Origin of the sequence: Streptomyces sp. NRRL S-340, assembly GCF_000720185.1 — a bacterium.
Classification (GTDB): Bacteria; Actinomycetota; Actinomycetes; order Streptomycetales; family Streptomycetaceae; genus Streptomyces.
On sequence record NZ_JOIY01000001.1, the window covers coordinates 78604 to 97376 of the forward strand.

Genomic DNA, 18773 nt, shown 5'->3' on the forward strand with positions numbered 1-18773 from the left:
ACGCCCCGTCCGGAACGGCGCCCCTTCGCCCGGCCCGGACCGACCGTGCCCGGTCGCGGGCGGTCATGACGCCTGCCGCCGGTGTTCTGCGCGGCCTCCCCCGCCCGCGGATCCCGCACCCCGGCGGTTCCCGCGTTCCGCCGGTTCCCGTGCCCCGGCCGGTGCCGTCAGCCGGCGATCAGGTGGTCGAACTCGCCGTCCTTGATCCCCAGCAGCATCGCCTCTATCTCCGCCCGGGTGTAGACGAGCGCCGGACCGTCGGGGAACCGGGAATTCCGGACGGCCACCTCTCCTCCCGGGAGTCGCGCGAACTCCACGCACGATCCCTGCGAGTTGCTGTGCCGGCTCTTCTGCCAGGCCACCCCGCGCAGGTGTGTGGCCGCCATGCCGTTGTGCACGTCGCACTCCCCGTACACGCCCTCGACGTCGTGGTTCACAGGTCGCTCCCCGGTGGTGCACTGGCTGGTATGGCCATTGATGCATCGGTCAACTGAACCGGATCATAACCTTGTTCATGTGCAGGTGCATGAGCAGATGCACGTGCACGCGGAGTGCTTCGCCGATTACAGCTTTGACGAGCCCTTTACCGAAGCTGTTTGTGCGTTTGCCCCGGGAAGAGGTGGGCATGCGCGGCCCGTTCTCCGAGGGTCCGCCCGCGTGCTTCCGGTGACACGTGCACGGAGGAAAGACGCACGGAAAGCCCCCGGTGTTCCGTCCGCCGCCGAGGAGCTTCGCGCAGGTGACCCGATAACCTGCTGCGGTCGTACCGGCCGCCGGCCGGCCGGCCGGTTTCCAGGTGGGGGGATCTCAGTGACCAGGACGACCAGGGGAGCGCGGGTCGCGGCCGCGGGGCTGCTCGGCGCGCTCACGCTGACCGCGTGCGGCAGCGGCGGGGACCCGGATTCCGGCGGGGGCACCGGGAGCGGCGCCTCCGCCACCGCCGCCCCCTCGTCCGGCGGTGGCGCGGGTGCCGCGTCGGGCGGGGAGACCGGGTCCGGCGGGAGCGGCACGGGCGACACGGGCGGTACGGGCGCCAAGGACTCGCCGCTGAGCGGGAGTTGGCTCACCACCAGCGGCGGCAAGGCCGTCGTGCTCATCATCACCGGCCGGCAGGCGGCGCTGTTCTCGACGGACCGCACCACGTGCACCGGCACCGCGGCCGCGCAGGCGGGCAAGGGCACGATCCGCCTGGACTCGTGCAAGCAGCGTTCGGCGGGCACGGTCGACTCCGTCAACAAGACCACTCTCCAGGTGACCTGGGAGGGTGGACTCGGCAAGGAGACGTACACCCGGGCCGAGGGCGGGGCGCTACCGTCAGGGCTGCCCACGGCGAGCCCCGGCGCCTGAACGTCCGCGACGTCCGCCCGGTCCGGTGGCGGGGCGGGCAACCGCGCCGCACGCTCGTACGTGATGATCCTTGAGCATCGTCACGACCCGAGGAAGCCAGTACATGCGCGCCTTTCCGATCACCGTCACCGCCGTCGCCGCGGCCCTCCTCCTCGCCGCCTGCGACAGCGGTGACGGCAGCAGCGGCACCGACACCGGCAGCAAGAACACCGACAACGCCGCCTGCCGGATCGGTGAGGTCGGCCTTCAAGTGGGCCCCGCCAACGCCGCTCCCGCCGCGGGTGACACCGGCGACGTCCCGGTCACCCTGACCAACCGGGGCGAGCGGTGCACCCTGAACGGTTTCCCGGCGGTCACCCTGTCCGCCGGGAGCACCTCCGCACGCGTCCCGGAGGACAGGACCGGCCGGCCGCAGGAACTCACGCTCGCCAAGGGCGACACCGCGTCCTTCACGCTCACCTACGTGCGGGGCAAGGAGGGCGACGCGAAGGCCCTGGGGGCGGCCTCGCTCAAGATCGCCCTGCCCGGCGCGGGCGAGGACCGGACCTTCAAGTGGTCCTACGGCCCGGTGCAGGGCAAGAAGAACGCGGCCGAACCGGACGCCTCGGTGACGGCCTTCCAGCAGGCCGGTGACTGAGCGGACCGGGAACTGACCGGGCCGGGCAGTGAGCACTCCAGGGGCTGGGGGCTGAGCAGGCCGGGGAGTGAGCGGCCCCGGGAGTCGGCGGGCGCCGTCTGCGTGCGCCGGCGCGGGGCCTGGCCGGCATGCGCCTGCGCGGGCATGTGCTGCGCAGGCGCACAGGCGCGGCGTACGCACGCGCGGGGGGCCGGGGCTCGGCGCCCCGCCCGGCCCGGCCGGCCCGGCCGGCCTGCGGCAGGGTGCTGCTCCTCGCCCCCGTCCTCGTCAGCCCAGTCTTCGCCGGGACTTCATCTGAGCCCGGTCGGCGGCCTGGGCGCCCTCCGTCCAGCCCGCGGCGTCACTGACGCCACGCAGCCGGGTCGTGGTCGTCTCGGGGAACATGCGCTCCAGCCGGTCGGTGACCGCGAGATCGCGGCCGGCCAGGACGGGCAGCAGGTCCTCGGTCACCTGGGTCCCGGCGGCCGCCGCCAGACGGACGCCGATGCGGTGGGCGTAGGCGGCGAGGAAGGACTGCCGGAAGGTCTTCGTCCGTTTGCGCCCGCCGGCTCTCTGGGCCGCCTCGGCCCGCGTCATCGCGGTCGTGGCCTGCACGAGGAGTGAGGTGTACAGCAACTCGACCGCGTCCAGCTCGGCCTCGAAGCCGACGACGGTGGAGAAGCCCAGGGGCTCGTTCCACACGGCCCGGCAGTGGTTCGCGGTGGCGACCGCGTCCAGCAGTACGGCCTTGGCCTGTTCGTACGGCGGTTCGACGCCGATCCGGCAGGCGCCGGGGGTGTCGGGTGCGGGGGCGCGGGCGGCGAGCAGCGCCTCGTCGACGCTGTGCCGGGCCATCAGCTCCTGGGCCTTCGCGCTCAGCGCCTCCGCCTCCTCCGGGAACCCGGTGGCCTCCGCCTTGGCCAGCAGCGCCCGGATGCGGCCGAGCACGCGGGACTCACCGGCCGGTGCGGCGGACGGGCGCCCGGCGGACGGCTCCAGGTGTTCGAGGACGGGCAGCCGCAGGAGCAGGCGGTACAGCTCCAGCACGGCGGTGGCGTAGGTGAAGCGGTCGGTCCGGGGCGGCGCGCCGGTGGGCAGTGCGCCGAGCTGGGCGTTCCAGCGCCGGCCGCGCGGGAGGTCGTGCGGGGCCTGCGCGCGGATCAGGTCGGCCGCGAGTCCGGCGTGCGCCTCGCCCAGTTCCCGCCCCGCGATCCGCACGACGTCGGCGGGCTGCCAGCCGCGCTGCCACGCGGTCGCCACGAACTCCCGGCCGCGCCGGTCGAGTTCGGCGTCCGCGGCGGGGTCGGCCGCGAGCAGGGAGGCACCGTCGTCGAGGGCGTCGTCGGAGGCGGCGTAGAGGGCGGCCCGGAAGGCGCGGTCGACGGTGCCGGACGCACCGGGCCCACCGGACTCACCGGCGGTCTCGGAAGCACGGGAGGCACCGGAGGAACGGGAGCTTCCGGAGGAGCCGGAGTCTCCGGAGGAGCGGGAGCCTCCGGAGGAGCGGGAGGTGCGGGACGTGGTCACGGATCGATCGTGCCACGAGGCCGAGAGAGCGGGATTTTCGTCCACAGGCTGTGGAAAACCTGCGGCGCGGCGAGCGGCCGACATCCGGTGAAGTCGTCGAGATCGATGTCAACCCAAGGTTGACAGTCGCTACCTGTCAACCTACGGTTGACACATGACGAACCCCAGCATCCGGTCGACGGTCCGTCTCGACGACCTCATCTCGGCCATCAAGCAGGTCCACCAGGAACCTCTCGAACAGCTCCAGGACGCCGTGCTCGCCGGCGAGCACCTCGGCGAGGTGGCCGACCACCTCATCGGTCACTTCGTCGACCAGGCCCGCCGCTCCGGCGCCTCCTGGACCGACATCGGCGCCAGCATGGGCGTCACCCGCCAGGCGGCGCAGAAGCGGTTCGTGCCCAAGGAGTCCGCCGACCTCGACCCCAGCCAGGGGTTCAGCCGCTACACACCCCGCGCGCGGAAGGTCGTCATGGCGGCCCACGAGGCCGCGAAGTCCGCGCGGAGCGCGGAGGGACTGCCCGCCCACCTCGTCCTCGGTCTGCTCACCGAACCCGAGGCCCTCGCCCCGCAGGCGATCCGGGAGCAGGGCGTCACCCTGGAAGCCGTCCGCGAGGCCGCGGCCGCCGCGCTGCCGCCCGCGTCCGCCGACGCCCCGGACCTCGTCCCCTACGGCCCCGCCGCCAAGAAGGCCCTGGAACTCACCTTCCGCGAGGCCCTGCGCCTCGGCCACAACTACATCGGCACCGAGCACATCCTGCTGGCCCTGCTGGAACTGGAGAACGGCGAGGGCCCGCTGAGCGGACTCGGCCTCGACAAGGCGCGCACCGAGGAGTACGTCACGCGCGCCCTGGAGAAGCTCGTGGCCGGCCGCGAGGAGGGCGAGGCACCCGCGGAAACCCCCTCGGAATCGCCCTCGGCCCCCTCCGAGTGATCCGGCGGGCCGCAGGTCACGGGCGATTGTCACAGGCGCCTGCCACACTCACGGCATGACCGACCGGTGGGCTCTCGCACCGGCCGAGGACGGCGGCGCCGACGTCGTACCCCTCGGCCCGGACGGGCTGCCCGCCGGACCGGTGCGCCGTGAGCCGGACCTCGCCGGGGCGGTGCGCAGCAGGCCGGACGTCACCCGGTGGGTGTGGCGGTCCACCGCCGAGGTCTACCCGCGCCTGCTCGCCGAGGGCGTGCGGGTCGAGCGCTGCTACGACATCGAGGACGCCGAGACGCTCCTGCTCGGCCACGAGGGGCACCACGGCGAGCCGCGCTCGGCGGCGGCCGCCCTGGCCCGGCTGCGCGGCGGTCCCGTACCGCCCGACCCGCCGCAGCGGCCGGCCGCGCCCGGCGCGCAGTCCCCGCTGTTCGAACCGCAGGGCGTGCCCCTGCCCCTGACGGACCTGCTCACGGTCTACGCCGAGCAGCAGCGGCGGCACGAGCGGACCGCCCACCCCGACCGCATGCACCTGCTGACCACCGCCGAGTCGGCCGGAATGCTGGTGGCGGCCGAGATGAACCGCGCGGGTCTGCCCTGGAGCGCGGACGTGCACCGCCGGGTGCTGCGCGAACTGCTCGGCGAGCGGTACGCGGGCGGCGGTGAGCCGCGCCGCCTGGCCGAGCTGGCCGACGAGGTGTCGGCCGCCTTCGGCCGCCGGGTGCGGCCCGATCTGCCCGCCGAGGTCGTCAAGGCGTTCGCCCGGGCCGGCATCAAGGTCAGGTCCACCCGCCGGTGGGAGCTGCAGTCCGTGGACCACCCGGCGGTGGCGCCCCTGCTGGAGTACAAGAAGCTGTACCGGATCTGGGTGGCGCACGGCTGGGCCTGGTTGCAGGACTGGGTGCGCGAGGGCCGGTTCCGCCCGGAGTTCCTGGCCGGCGGCACGGTCACGGGGCGCTGGGTGACCAACGGCGGGGGCGCGCTGCAGATCCCGAAGGTGATCCGGCGGGCCGTGGTCGCCGATCCGGGCTGGCGGCTGGTGGTGGCGGACGCCGACCAGATGGAGCCGCGCGTGCTGGCGGCCGTCTCCCGCGACCCCGGCCTCATGGAGGTGGCCGGACGGCCGGACGACCTCTACCAGTCGGTGTCCGACCGGGCCTTCTCCGGCGACCGCGCCCAGGCCAAACTGGCCGTGCTCGGCGCGGTCTACGGCCAGACGTCCGGCGACGGCCTGAAGAACCTGGCCGCGCTGCGCCGCCGTTTCCCCCGCGCGGTGGCCTACGTCGACGAGGCCGCGCGGGCCGGGGAGGAAGGCCGGCTCGTACGGACGTGGCTGGGGCGCACCTGCCCGCCCGCGGCCGGGTCCGCGGAGGACGACGCGACACAGGAGGCCGGCCTCCCGCAGGACGAGCCGGAGGAGCGGGCCGCCGGCCAGGGCTGGGTCCCGGGGTACGCCTCAGGCGACGTGCGGGCCCGGGGCCGCTTCGCCCGTAACTTCGTCGTCCAGGGCAGCGCGGCCGACTGGGCCCTGCTGATGCTCGCCGCGCTGCGCCGCTCCTGCCGGGACCTGGCGGCGGAACTGGTCTTCTTCCAGCACGACGAGGTGATCGTGCACTGCCCGGAGGAGGAGGCCGACACGGTCGTCGCCGCGATCCGGGAGGCGGCGGACCTGGCGGGTCGCCTCACGTTCGGCCCGACACCGGTGCGGTTCCCGTTCACGACGGCGGTGGTCGAGTGCTACGCGGACGCCAAGTGACGCCCCGTGGCCTGGGCGCGTTCCGCCCGGGACCACCGTGCTCCGCGGACCGGGCATGCGCCGGGGCGACGGACGCCGACGGATGGCGACCGGACGGGACAGGACGGCACCAGGGCGGCGGTGCGGCCGTCAGATGACCGGCGGGCGGCCCAGCCGGGTGAGCCGCCACACCGTGCGCCAGCGCATCGGCCGCCGTTCGCCCGCCGGCCGGCGCAGCCCCTCCGCGAAGCCGCCGAGCCACGCCCGCAGCCCGGCGGCCGACCGCGTCCGCAGGAGAGTGAGGAGCGTCCAGACGCCGAGGTGGACCGGGACGAGGACGAGCGGCAGCCGGCGGCGGACCAGCCAGACCCGGTTGCGGGCGGTGACGCGGTAGTAGATGGCGTGCCGCGCCGGCGAGGTCTTCGGGTGCTGGAGCAGCAGTTCGGGCGCGTAGAGGATCTTCCAGCCGGCGTCGGCGGCGCGCCAGGCCAGGTCCGTCTCCTCGTGCGCGAAGAAGAACTCCGCGGGCCAGTCGCCGGTCTGTTCGAGCATCCGCATGCTCAGGGCGTGGCCGCCGCCGAGGAATCCGGTGACGTACCCGCCCCGCATCGGGTCGGCGGAACCGAGCCGGGGCACGTGCCGCTGCTGGGTCTCGCCGTGCTCGTCGGCGATGCGGAAGCCGACGATGCCCAGGTGAGGATCGGCGGCGTACAGGTCCCGTACGCGGCGCAGCACGTCCGCGTCGACGAGCAGCCCGTCGTCGTCGAGTTCGACGACCACGTCGACGTCGCCGTACTCGCGCAGCCGGGCGAGGGCGACGTTGCGGCCGCCGGGGCAGCCGAGGTTGTCGTCGACGTCGATGACCGTGACCTCGCCGGGCAGCGAGAGCCGGCGGGCGAACTCGGGCAGCCGGCAGCCGTTGCCGACGATCACGATGCGGGCGGGCGCGAGATCCTGTTTGGCCACGGACTCCAGCAGGGCGTCGACCTCGGCGGGCCGGTTCCCCATGGTCACCACGGCGACGGCGATCCTCGGCTCCCTGGCTCCCACCGTTTCCACCACTCCCGCTCACCCCGTCCGGCGACGGCGGCGCCCGCGCTCGCCGCGCGGCACCCCGCTCCCCGCCCCTCCGTCGTCGTCCAGCCGTCCTTGTTCACCAAGATGTTGCCTCATTTCCGCCGGTTGTCCCGACACGACATCGCTTTGCCTCCTCTTTCCGCCGCCCCGCCGCGATGTACGGCACGGCCGCTCCTGCGGTACCCCTGGAGAACCACAACCCGATCACCGAACCCGCAGGGGGACGACAGACATGCGACTGCGCTGCGCCGTGCTCGACGACTTCCAGAACGCCGCGCTCACCGCCGCCGACTGGTCGGCGGTGAGCGACCGGGTGGACGTCGTCCGGTACGCCGAGCACTTCACCACGCAGGACGCGCTGGCGAAGGCGCTCGCCGACGCCGACATCGTCGTGACCCTGCGCGAACGGGTCCGCTTCCCGGCCGCCCTCCTGGACCGGCTCCCGTGCCTGAAGCTGCTGATCGCCTCCGGCATGCGCAACTCGGCGATCGACCTCGCGGCGGCCCGGGCGAACGGCGTGACCGTGTGCGGCACCGAGTCCTCCGCCACCCCGCCGGTGGAACTGACCTGGGCCCTGCTGCTGGGCCTCGCCCGCGGGATCGTCCAGGAGAACGACGCGCTGCGCGGCGGCGGCCCCTGGCAGTCCACCGTCGGCGCCGACCTGCACGGCCGCCGCCTCGGCCTGCTCGGACTCGGCAGGATCGGCAGCCGGGTCGCCCGGGTGGGGCTCGCCTTCGGCATGGAGGTCACGGCATGGAGCCAGAACCTCACCGAGGAGCGGGCGGACGAGGTGGGCGTGGCCCTGGCGCCGAGCAAGGAGGACCTGCTGTCGGGCGCCGACTTCGTCTCGGTCCACCTCGCCCTGAGCGACCGCACGCGCGGCCTGCTCGGCCCGCGTGAACTGGCCCTCCTGAAGCCGACGGCCTACCTCGTCAACACCTCCCGCGCCGCAGTCGTCGACCAGGACGCGCTGCTCGCCGCGCTGCGCGAGGGACGGATCGCCGGGGCGGGCGTCGACGTCTTCGACACCGAACCGCTGCCCGCGGACCACCCGATGCGCACCGCCCCGCGCCTGCTGGCCACCCCGCACCTCGGCTACGTCTCCCAGGCCAACTACGCGCGCTACTACGGACAGGCGGTGGAGGACATCGAGGCGTACCTGGCGGGCCGTCCGGTCCGGGTACTCGGCTGATCGGGACACCGTCCCCTCGCCCGGCACCAGCCGCACGAGACGGAACTGGACAACCAAAAGGCCAGGTCACAAGGTATGTGACCTGGCCTTTTCAAGAGAGCCGCTTTCGGGATTCGAACCCGAGACCTACGCATTACGAGTGCGTTGCTCTGGCCATCTGAGCTAAAGCGGCGTGCTGCTCGCACCAGGGTGCGATCGGCAACGTCCGTAAGTCTACACAGTTTCCGGAGGTGGTTCGTACCCGCCCCGGAGGGGGTGCCCCGGGGCGGGCGGGAGCGGCTATGAGCAGCGCTTTCCCTGGGCCGGCGGGGTGCCGCGGAGCAGGTAGGCGTCGATCGCGGAGTCGATGCAGCGGCTGCCCCGGCCGAAGGCGGTGTGCCCGTCGCCGTCGAAGGTCAGGAGGTGGGCCGAGGAGAGCTGGCGGGCGAGGGACCGGGCCCAGCGGTAGGGGGTCGCCGGGTCACGCAGGGTGCCGACCACCACGATGGGCGCCGCGCCCTTCGCCTCGATGCGGTGCGCGGCGCCGGTGGGTTTCACCGGCCAGTACGCGCAGTTCAGGGAGGCCCAGGCCAGGCCCCTGCCGAAGACCGGGGACGCCTTCTCGAACGCGGGCAGGGCCTTCTCCACCTCGGCCGGGGTGTCGTACGCCGGTGGCAGGTCGAGGCAGTTCACGGCGGCGTTGGCGTACATCAGGTTGTTGTAGTGGCCGCCGGAGTCGCGCTCGTAGTAGCTGTCGGACAGCGCCAGCAGGGCGGCGCCGTCACCGTCCTTCATCGCCGAGGTCAGCGCCCCGCGCAGCTGCGGCCAGGCGGACTGGTCGTACATCGCCGCGATCACCCCGGTCGTGGCGAGCGCCTCGCCGAGCTTGCGGCCGCTCTTGTCACCGGTGGGGATCGGATGTGCGTCGAGCTTCCGGAAGAAGGCCGCGAGGTGGTCGCCGGCCTGCCGCGGCGTCGTGTCCGGGCCGCCGAGCGGACAGTCGCTCTGGCGCACACAGTCCTTGGCGAACGACTGGAACGCGGTCTCGAAGCCCGCCGTCTGGTCCAGGTTCATCCGCGCCGCCGACAGGGACGGGTCCAGCGCGCCGTCCAGCACCAGGCGGCCCGCCCGGTCCGGGAACAGCCCGGCGTACGTCGCGCCCAGGAACGTCCCGTACGACGCCCCCACATAGGTCAGCCGGCGGTCCCCGAGGACGGCTCGGAGGATGTCCATGTCACGGGCGGCCTCGACCGTGGAGACGTGCCGCAGCAGCCGGGGGGCGCGGGCACCGCACCCCTCCGCGAACTTCCGGTACGCGCCCACCAGCGCGTCGGTCTCCTCGCGGTCGTCGGGGGTGACGTCGGTCTGCGTGTACGTGTCCATGTCGCGGTCGCCGAGGCACTCGACGGACTCGCTGCGGGCCACGCCGCGCGGGTCCATCGCCACCATGTCGTAGCGGGCGCGGACCTCCGCCGGGTAGCCGAGGCCGGCGTACTGCTGCAGGTAGCCGATGGCCGAACCGCCGGGTCCGCCCGGGTTCACCAGGAGCGAGCCCAGTCTGCTGCCCGGTCCCGTGGCCTTCTTCCTGGCCACGGCCAGCCGCACGTCGCCCGCCGACGGCCTGGCGTAGTCGAGCGGCGCCTTCATCGTGGTGCACTGGAAGCCGGGCGCTCCGCAGTCGCGCCAGGTCAGCTTCTGGCCGTAGTACGGCGCCAGCGCGGACGGCGTGGACCGCGGCAGCGCCGCCAGCACCGCGTCCGCCGCGGGCGCGGCCTGGTGCCGGGTCTCCCGGGCGGAACAGGCCGGCACGAGCAGGGCGGCGGCGGACAGCAGCGCGGCGAGGGCGATGCCGCGACGGGAGCCCGCCGGGCTGGTCCTGGATCTGGCCCGCGGGGCGGCCGGGGAGTCGCCCAGGGGGTCGTTCGGGTGGTGATTCAAGGGGTCGCTCGGACGAGGGGCGCGCCTGAAGTACATCGAGCGAGCGTAACTCTCCGCGATCACAGACGTACGCTGCGCGCGCGTCGTGCCCCGTACGAGTGATGCCGGGACGGCGGGAGGGGCACCGAGGGTGAGGGCCGGGCGGGGCGGTCGGCGGACACCGCGGCGGCCCCGGGACGACCAGGTGCCGCCAGGGCGGACACCGGAGCGCCCACAGGCTGCGGGCACCGGAGCGCCCACAGGCTGTCGGGGCAGCGCCGAGGGCGGGCGGGGGCCGGGCCATCGGCTGCCGGGCGGGACCGCGGGCTCGTCGGCTGCCCCGGCGGTGGCAGGCGGGGCCGGGCGGGGCAGCAGCGGACCCGGGGCAGCCGGGCGGTGTCAGCCGGCTCTCAGCGCCATCGTCATCGCCTCCACCGCAAGCAACGGGGCCACATTGCGGTCGAGGGCGTCGCGGCAGGCGGCGATCGCTTCTATGCGGCGCAGGGTGGCCTCCGGGGAACTGCCCCGGGCGACCCGCTCGAGGGTGTCCTCGACGTCCGCGTTGGCGATCGCCACGCGGGAGCCGAGCTGGAGGGCCAGGACGTCACGGTAGAGAGCGGTGAGGTCGGTCAGGGCGAGGTCGAGGCTGTCGCGCTGCGTACGCGTGCGGCGGCGTTTCTGCTTGTCCTCCAGGTCCTTCATCACGCCCGCCGTACCGCGCGGCAGCCGGCCGCCCTGGACCGCTCCCAGCGCCGCCTTCAGCTCCTCGGTCTCCTTCGCGTCCGTCTCCTCGGCGAGCGCCTTCGCGTCGTCCGCCGCCGCGTCGACCAGTTCCTGGGCCGCCTTGAGACAGCCGCCGATCTCGTCGAGACGGAGCGGAAGCCTCAGCACGGCGGCGCGGCGCTCACGCGCGGCCGGGTCGGTGGCCAGGCGGCGGGCCCGGTCGACGTGTCCCTGGGTGGCGCGGGCGGCCGCCGCGGCGACGTCGGGTTCGACCCCGTCCCGGCGTACGAGCATGTCGGCCACCGCGTCCACGGACGGGGTGCTCAGGTTCAGGTGGCGGCAGCGGGAGCGGATCGTGGGCAGGACGTCCTCGATCGAGGGGGCGCACAGCAGCCACACCGTGCGGGGGGCTGGCTCCTCGACGGCCTTCAGCACGGCGTTGGCCGACTTCTCGTTCAGCCGCTCGGCGTCCTCGACCAGGATCACCTGCCAGCGGCCGTTCGCCGGGGAGGTGAAGGACTTGCGGACGGTGTCCCGCATGTCGTCGACGAGGATCTGCGCGCCCACGGCGGCGACGGTGGAGACGTCGGCGTGCGTGCCGACCAGTGCCGTGTGACAGCCGTCGCAGAAGCCGCAGCCGGGGGCGCCGCCGAGGGCACGGTCGGGGCTGACGCACTGCAGCGCGGCGGCGAAGGCCCGGGCCGTCTGCGTGATGCCCGCTCCCGGAGGGCCGGTGAACAGCCACGCGTGCGTCATCTTCGACGCCTCGGGCGGCGCGGCGCCGGTGGCGGCCGCCGTCACCAGGGCGTCGGCGTCCCGGGCAGCGGCGGCCAACTGTTCGCTGACCTTCTCCTGCCCGACGAGGTCGTCCCACACGCTCATGGGTCACGCCGCCCTTTCGTCATGGTTCGTGGTGCGGGATCCATTGTGCGGGGGCCCACTGACAACGGCGGACCACCGGCCGGCGCCGCGGGCGCGCCCCGCGTTCAGAGCCCGGCGGTTCGGCGCGCTCGGGGCGGCCTGGCGCTCGGGGCGGCCGGGAGTCCTGCGAGCCGGGGGACCAGGGGTCCGGCGGTTCGGCGGCCCGGCGATCGGTGGCCCGGGAAGCCGGCGATCCGGAGGCCGACGATGCGGGGACCCGGCGGCCCGCCCCGTTGCGTACTCCGGGACCGGCGGTCCGCCGCCCAGGTCCGGCCGGGCCCGGCAATCCGCCGCCCAGGTCCGGCCGGGCCCGGCGGTCCGGCGGCCGTGGCGTGGCCTGCCAGGTCAGGCGGCACCGACCGGCCCCTCCCCCGGCGCGGTCTCAGCCGCTGCGCGCCGGCAGCGCGCGCCGACGGCGGCCGCCCTCAGCCCCGGCGTCCGCGGCCCCGGCCGTCGTCGTACCCGTCCTCGTCCTGACGCGGTCCCAGCAGTTCGTCCGCCAGGGTCGGCAGGTCGTCCAGCGGGGTCTCCTCGGCCCAGTCCGGCCGCGGCCGGGCCGGACGGGCACCGCCGTCGGCCCCGACCTGCGGCAGCTCGCGCGTCCGGTCGTCGGAGCCGTCGGGCCGGACGGACGAGGGCCGCTCGTCCCGGAAGAAGCCCGGCGGAACCCGGTCCGTGACGTCCGCCCCGCGCGCGTCCGCCGGGTCCGTGTCCCGCACCGGAGGCAGGACGGCCGTCTCGTCGGCCGCGCCGGCCAGGGCACCCGCTCCCCTGCCGCCGTCGCCGCCGGCCCCACCGCCACCGCCGTCGGCGGGCACCAACGGCAGGACCGCCGTCTCGTCGGCCGCGCCGGTGGGCGCCTCCGGTCCCTTCGGCGCCGACGGCCCGGACGGTCCCGGCCGTTCGGACGGCTGCGGAAGCTCGGCGGTGACCTCCGCGTCGGACTCCGGCCCGGCGTTCCGGCCGGAGCCACCGCCCGGACCACCGGAGCCGGGAGCCTCGCCCGGCCCGCCCCACGTGTCACGCACCGGTCGCAGGACCGTCGTCTCCTCCGCCGGGCCGGCGGCCGGCCCGGCCTCGGCGGGCGCCGGGTTCACCACGGGCGTGGGTACGGTCACCGCGTCCGACGGCAAGGCGGCAGCGGCGGGAGGCTCCGGCCGACCGGGCCCCGACTGCGCCGCGGCAGCGGCCTGCTCGGCCGCCCGACGCGCCTCCTCGGCGCGCAGCAGCGCCTCCTCGGCCTTCTTCTGCTTCTCCAGGCGCCGCGCCTCGGCCTCGGCCCGTACCCGGGCCTCCTCCTCGGCCTCCCGGCGCAGCCGTTCCTCCTCGGCCTTGCGCCGGGCCTCGGCCTCCGCGCGCGCCTGCTCCTCGGCGAGCAGCCGGGCCCGCTCCTCCTCGGCACGGCGGCGCGCTTCCTCGGCGCGCTGCCTGGCCTCCTCCGCCTGCCGTTCGGCCTCGCGCCGCTGCGCCTCCTCCAGCTCGCGCCGCTTGCGCTCCTCCTCCTCGGCGCGCAGCCGGGCGAGCTGCTCCTGGCGCTCCCGCTCCAGGCGCTCCTCCTCGGCCTTGCGCCGGGCTTCTTCCTCCGCCTTGCGCCGGGCCTCCTCCTCGGCCTTGCGCCGTGCCTCCTCCTGGGCCTTCACCTCGGCCTCGGACAGCGGCAGCATCTGGTCGAGCCGGTGCCGGACGACGGTGGTGACCGCCTCGGGCTCCTGCCCGGCGTCCACCACCAGATACCGTCCGGGGTCGGCGGCGGCCAGCGCCAGGAAACCGGACCGCACGCGCGCGTGGAACTCCGCCGGCTCCGACTCCAGGCGGTCGGGTGCCTCGGTGAACCGCTCGCGGGCGGTCTCCGGGGAGACGTCCAGCAGGACCGTGAGGTGCGGTACGAGTCCGTTGGTCGCCCAGCGCGAGATGCGGGCGATCTCGGTCGGGGACAGGTCACGGCCCGCGCCCTGGTAGGCGACGGAGGAGTCGATGTACCGGTCGGTGATCACCACGGCACCGCGCTCCAGAGCGGGCCGTACGACCGTGTCGACGTGCTCGGCGCGGTCGGCGGCGTAGAGCAGCGCCTCGGCGCGGTGGGACAGTCCCTGCGAGGACACGTCCAGGAGGATCGAGCGCAGCCGCTTGCCCACGGGCGTGGCGCCCGGCTCGCGGGTGAGGACGACCTCGTGCCCCTTCTCCCGGATCCAGTCGGCGAGCGCCTCGGCCTGCGTGGACTTGCCCGCGCCGTCGCCGCCCTCCAGGGCGATGAAGAAACCGGACTCGGCGGGCGCCGTCACGGGGTCGTCGCCGCCGCGCAGCGCGTCGAACAGGTCCTGCCGCAGCGGTACGCCGGAGCGGTCGTCGACCTTGGCCAGCACCAGCGCGGCCACCGGCAGCAGCAGCGCGCCGACGAGCATCAGGGTGAAGGCGGCGCCGCCGTGCGCGAAGACGAACCGGCCGTTCTCGAGCCGGTGCGGGCCGATCCCGGCCGCGACCACCGGGGCGCACAGGGCGCCGACGGCCACGAAGACCCGTACCACCGCGTGCAGGTGCTCGGTCATGCGCGGCCTGCGCTGGTCCTCGGTCTCCAGGTCGAGCAGGGTGTGCCCGGCGTTGGCGGCGATGCCCGCGCTCACCCCGGCCAGGGCGAGGAGCAGCAGGACGGTGGTGACGTCGGGGACGAGTCCGGCGGCGAGCAGGGCGATGCCGGTGACGGCGACGGCCAGCGCGAGCAGCCTGCGCCGCGACAGCGAGACGAGCGCCTTGGGCGCCGTACGGATGCCGACGACGACCCCGCCGGTCAGGGCGAGCACCGCCAGCCCGTAGAGCACCGGACCGCCGCCCAGGTCGCGGGCGTGCAGCGCGCAGACGGCGACCGCGGCGGCGACCGCCCCGGCGACGGCCGCGGAGGCGAGCACGAGCAGCGGCACCGCTCCTGTGCGGCCCTTGTCCGCTCCGGTGCCCGCCTTGGGACGGCGCAGCCCTTCCAGCGGCGACCGCGCGCGCGGGGTGTGCGTGCCGGGCAGTTCCAGGTAGGTCAGCACGGACAGGGACGCGGCGAACAGACCCGCCGCGACGTACGCGCCGAGAGCCGCCTGGTGCTGGTCGAACCAGGCGATGCCGGTGCCCAGGAGGTTGTTGAACAGGGAGGCGACGACCAGGACGCAGGCCGCCAGCGGGATCGCCAGGAAGGACGTCCGCAGCGACAGCCGGCGCAGGGCGTCGAGGTGGTCGGGCAGCGGCCGGACGGTGGCGCCCTCGGGGGGCGGGGCCGGCAGCAGCGCGGGCGCCGCGCTCTCACGGCACACCGTCCACAGCCGCTCGGCGACGCCGGTCACGAAGACGGTCGCCAGGAGGAGCACCGGTGCGTTGCCCGGGGTCCAGTCGATCCACAGCGGGGCGACGATCAGCAGCGCTGCGCGCACGCCGTCGGTGCCGACCATGGTCCAGCGGCGGTCCAGCGGCCCGCCGGGCGCGGTCAGCGCGGTCAGCGGCCCCAGGAGGACCGCTCCGAAGAGCACGGTCGCCACGATGCGGGCGCCGAAGGCGATCGCCACCGCGAACGCCGCACCCCGGTAGCCGCCGCCGAAGGATCCCTGGGCGACCGACGCCTGGAGGACCAGCACGACGAGGACGAGGAGCGCGAGGACGTCTCCCACGCCCCCCAGCACCTGGGCGCTCCACAGCCGCCTCAGCTGGGGTCGGCGCAGCAGCGCGCGTACGGCGCGCTCGCGGGAGTCCGCGACCAGTGCGTCGTCGGGGGCCGGTGTGTGGGCCGTTGGCTGCTCGGCTCGCGTCATGCGTTCAGCCTATCGGGACGCGCCGACAGCCCGCCGTGACCGCCCGAACGTCTGCGCGCCCCGGCAGGGATGTGCTGCCGGGGCGTGCGAGGGGCGTGCGTCGCGTGAACGGTTGTGAAGAACCGGGGCACAGTGCCGCGGTCCCCCGGGTACCGGGGTACCCGGGGCGCGGTACCCCGCTCAGTCCTCGGCGGGCGCCTTGGAGGCGGTCGCCTTGGCCGCCGTCTTCTTGGCGGCGGTCGTCTTCTTCGCCGTGGTGGTCTTCTTCGCCGTGGTCTTCTTGGCCGCCGTCTTCTTCGCGGCCGTGGACGCCGTCTTCTTCGCCGTCGTCTTCTTGGCCGCGGCCTTCTTCGCGGTCTTCTTGGCCGGGCCCTTGGCGCGCTTCTCCGCCAGCAGCTCGAACCCGCGCTCCGGGGTGATCGACTCGACGCTGTCGCCGGAACGCAGGGTCGCGTTGGTCTCGCCGTCGGTGACGTACGGGCCGAAGCGCCCGTCCTTGACCACGACCGGCTTCTCGCTGACCGGGTCGGTGCCCAGCTCCTTCAGCGGCGGCTTGGCCGCCGCGCGACCGCGCTGCTTGGGCTGGGCGTAGATCGCCAGCGCCTCTTCCAGCGTGATCGTGAAGAGCTGGTCCTCGGACTGCAGCGAACGCGAGTCCGTGCCCTTCTTCAGGTACGGCCCGTACCGGCCGTTCTGCGCGGTGATCTCCACGCCCTCGGCGTCGGTGCCGACGACGCGCGGCAGCGACATCAGCTTCAACGCGTCGTCGAGGGTCACCGTGTCCAGGGACATCGACTTGAAGAGCGACGCCGTGCGCGGCTTGACGGCGTTCTTGCCCGTCTTCGGGGTGCCCTCGGGGAGGACCTCCGTGACGTACGGGCCGTAGCGGCCGTCCTTGGCGACGATCTGGTGGCCGGTCACCGGGTCGGCGCCCAGCTCGAAGTCACCGCTCGGCTTGGCGAGCAGCTCCTCGGCGAGTTCGACGCTCAGCTCGTCCGGGGCGAGGTCGTCCGGGATGTCGGCGCGCTGGTGCTGCTCGGTGTCCTTCTCGCCGCGCTCGATGTACGGCCCGTAGCGGCCCACGCGCAGCACGATCCCGTTGCCGACCGGGAACGACGACACCTCGCGCGCGTCGATCGCGCCCAGGTCGGTCACCAGTTCCTTGAGGCCGCCGAGGTGGTCCCCGTCGCCGTTGCCGGCGTCCGCCGCACCGCCCTCGCCCGTGCCTTCACCGAAGTAGAACCGCTTCAGCCACGGCACGGCCCGCGCCTCGCCGCGCGCGATGCGGTCGAGGTCGTCCTCCATGCGGGCGGTGAAGTCGTAGTCGACGAGCCGGCCGAAGTGCTTCTCCAGCAGGTTCACCACGGCGAAGGAGAGGAAGGACGGCACGAGCGCCGTGCCCTTCTTGAACACGTAGCCGCGGTCGAGGATCGTGCCGATGATCGACGCGTACGTCGACGGGCGGCCGATCTCGCGCTCCTCCAGCTCCTTGACCAGGCTGGCCTCGGTGTAGCGGGCCGGGGGCTTGGTGGCGTGCCCGTCGACCGTGATCTGCTCGGCGCTGAGCGCGTCGCCCTCGGTGACCTGCGGCAGGCGGCGCTCGCGGTCGTCCAGCTCGGCGTTCGGGTCGTCGGCGCCCTCGACGTAGGCCTTCAGGAAGCCGTGGAAGGTGATCGTCTTGCCGGACGCGCTGAACTCCACGTCCCGGCCGTCGGCCGCCCGGCCACCGATCTTCACGGTGACCGAGTCGCCGGTCGCGTCCTTCATCTGGGAGGCGACGGTCCGCTTCCAGATCAGCTCGTAGAGCTTGAACTGGTCGCCGGTCAGGCCGGTCTCGGCGGGCGTGCGGAAGCGGTCGCCCGAGGGACGGATCGCCTCGTGCGCCTCCTGCGCGTTCTTGACCTTGCCCGCGTACGTGCGCGGCTGCGGCGGCAGGTAGTCGGCGCCGTACAGCTGCGTGACCTGGGCGCGGGCGGCGCTGATCGCCGTGTCGCTCAGGGTGGTGGAGTCCGTACGCATGTACGTGATGTAGCCGTTCTCGTACAGCTTCTGCGCGATCTGCATGGTGGCCTTGGCGCCGAAGCCGAGCTTGCGGCTGGCCTCCTGCTGCAGCGTCGTCGTACGGAACGGGGCGTACGGCGAGCGGCGGTAGGGCTTGGACTCGACGGAGCGGACGGAGAAGGACGTCCGCTCCAGTGCGGCGGCGAGCGCACGCGCGTTCGCCTCGTCGAGGTGGAGGGTGTTCGCGCTCTTCAGCTGCCCCAGCGAGTCGAAGTCACGCCCCTGCGCGACGCGCCGGCCGTCGACCGTCTGGAGCCGCGCGACCAGGGACGACGGGTCCGACGGGTCGCCCGCGCGGCCGGTCGCGAAGGTACCCGTCAGGTCCCAGTACTCGGCCGAGCGGAAGGCGATGCGCTCGCGCTCCCGTTCGACCACGAGCCGGGTCGCGACGGACTGGACACGGCCTGCCGACAGCCGCGGCATGACCTTCTTCCACAGGACCGGCGAGACCTCGTAGCCGTAGAGGCGGTCGAGGATGCGGCGGGTCTCCTGGGCGTCGACGAGCTTCTGGTTGAGCTGGCGCGGATTGGCGACGGCCGCCCGGATCGCGTCCTTGGTGATCTCGTGGAAGACCATCCGCTTGACGGGGATCTTCGGCTTCAGCACTTCCTGGAGGTGCCACGCGATGGCCTCGCCCTCGCGGTCCTCATCGGTGGCGAGGAAGAGTTCGTCGGAGTCCTTCAGCAGGTCCTTGAGCTTCTTGACCTGGGCCTTCTTGTCGGCGTTGACCACATAGATCGGCTGAAAGTCATGTTCTACGTCCACACCGAGGCGGCGGACCTCGCCGGTGTACTTCTCGGGGACCTCCGCGGCCCCGTTGGGAAGGTCCCGGATGTGCCCGACGCTCGCTTCGACGACGTAGCCGGGGCCGAGATAGCCCTTGATCGTCTTCGCCTTGGCAGGCGACTCGACGATGACGAGTCGGCGGCCGCCCTGTGCGGTCTCGCTGGTCGGGGACAACTTCGCTC

At 74.1% G+C, this 18773-nt stretch carries 12 protein-coding genes and 1 tRNA gene; 5 read left to right on the top strand and 8 right to left on the bottom strand.

Going from position 1 to position 18773, the window contains the following annotated elements; genetic code table 11:
* Positions 1 to 167 precede the first annotated feature (167 nt).
* On the bottom strand, positions 168 to 437 hold the full coding sequence (locus IG64_RS00345) for a DUF397 domain-containing protein (protein WP_037850527.1): 270 nt from the start codon (positions 435 to 437) through the stop codon (positions 168 to 170).
* 373 nt (positions 438 to 810) lie between these two features.
* Here IG64_RS00345 and IG64_RS00350 point away from each other — a divergent pair, with 373 nt between their 5' ends.
* Both IG64_RS00350 and IG64_RS00355 read left to right on the top strand, forming a co-directional pair.
* On the top strand, positions 811 to 1347 hold the full coding sequence (locus IG64_RS00350; protein ID WP_037850528.1) for a hypothetical protein: 537 nt from the start codon (positions 811 to 813) through the stop codon (positions 1345 to 1347).
* Between the two features lie 103 nt (positions 1348 to 1450).
* Complete coding sequence (locus IG64_RS00355) at positions 1451 to 1984, top strand: DUF4232 domain-containing protein (protein ID WP_037850531.1); 534 nt, start codon at positions 1451 to 1453, stop codon at positions 1982 to 1984.
* A gap of 267 nt (positions 1985 to 2251) precedes the next feature.
* Here the strand turns inward: IG64_RS00355 and IG64_RS00360 are convergent, their stop codons facing one another.
* A complete protein-coding gene (locus IG64_RS00360) occupies positions 2252 to 3490 on the bottom strand; it encodes a DUF2786 domain-containing protein (protein ID WP_037850532.1) in 1239 nt (412 codons plus the stop codon).
* 154 nt (positions 3491 to 3644) lie between these two features.
* Between IG64_RS00360 and IG64_RS00365 the strand changes: the two genes are divergently transcribed.
* Together IG64_RS00365 and IG64_RS00370 are read left to right on the top strand one after the other, a co-directional pair.
* Positions 3645 to 4421, top strand: coding sequence for a Clp protease N-terminal domain-containing protein (locus tag IG64_RS00365; protein WP_037850534.1), 777 nt, complete (start codon positions 3645 to 3647; stop codon positions 4419 to 4421).
* A 55-nt stretch (positions 4422 to 4476) separates the two neighbouring features.
* On the top strand, positions 4477 to 6171 hold the full coding sequence (locus IG64_RS00370) for a bifunctional 3'-5' exonuclease/DNA polymerase (protein WP_037850536.1): 1695 nt from the start codon (positions 4477 to 4479) through the stop codon (positions 6169 to 6171).
* Positions 6172 to 6300: 129 nt separating this feature from the next.
* Here IG64_RS00370 and IG64_RS00375 read toward each other — a convergent pair whose 3' ends face one another.
* Positions 6301 to 7200: a glycosyltransferase family 2 protein gene (locus tag IG64_RS00375; RefSeq protein ID WP_037850539.1), complete on the bottom strand. Its 900-nt coding sequence runs from the start codon at positions 7198 to 7200 to the stop codon at positions 6301 to 6303.
* A 259-nt stretch (positions 7201 to 7459) separates the two neighbouring features.
* Here IG64_RS00375 and IG64_RS00380 point away from each other — a divergent pair, with 259 nt between their 5' ends.
* The gene (locus IG64_RS00380; protein WP_037850543.1) at positions 7460 to 8419 is read left to right on the top strand and encodes a D-2-hydroxyacid dehydrogenase family protein; all 960 of its coding nucleotides are present in this window, start codon (positions 7460 to 7462) and stop codon (positions 8417 to 8419) included.
* Between the two features lie 98 nt (positions 8420 to 8517).
* On the opposite strand, the gene IG64_RS00385 is transcribed toward IG64_RS00380, so the two are convergent.
* From IG64_RS00385 to topA, 5 genes are all read right to left on the bottom strand, one after another.
* A tRNA-Thr gene (locus IG64_RS00385) sits at positions 8518 to 8591 on the bottom strand.
* Positions 8592 to 8698: 107 nt separating this feature from the next.
* Positions 8699 to 10372: an alpha/beta hydrolase gene (locus tag IG64_RS00390; protein ID WP_037850545.1), complete on the bottom strand. Its 1674-nt coding sequence runs from the start codon at positions 10370 to 10372 to the stop codon at positions 8699 to 8701.
* Between the two features lie 342 nt (positions 10373 to 10714).
* Positions 10715 to 11920, bottom strand: coding sequence for a DNA polymerase III subunit delta' (locus IG64_RS00395; RefSeq protein WP_037850548.1), 1206 nt, complete (start codon positions 11918 to 11920; stop codon positions 10715 to 10717).
* Between the two features lie 464 nt (positions 11921 to 12384).
* A complete protein-coding gene (gene tmk / locus IG64_RS00400) occupies positions 12385 to 15744 on the bottom strand; it encodes a dTMP kinase (RefSeq protein WP_037850550.1) in 3360 nt (1119 codons plus the stop codon).
* Positions 15745 to 15924: 180 nt separating this feature from the next.
* Entirely contained in the window at positions 15925 to 18765 is a 2841-nt protein-coding gene (gene topA / locus IG64_RS00405; protein WP_037850552.1) for a type I DNA topoisomerase, read from the bottom strand.
* Between the last annotated feature and the right edge of the window lie 8 nt (positions 18766 to 18773).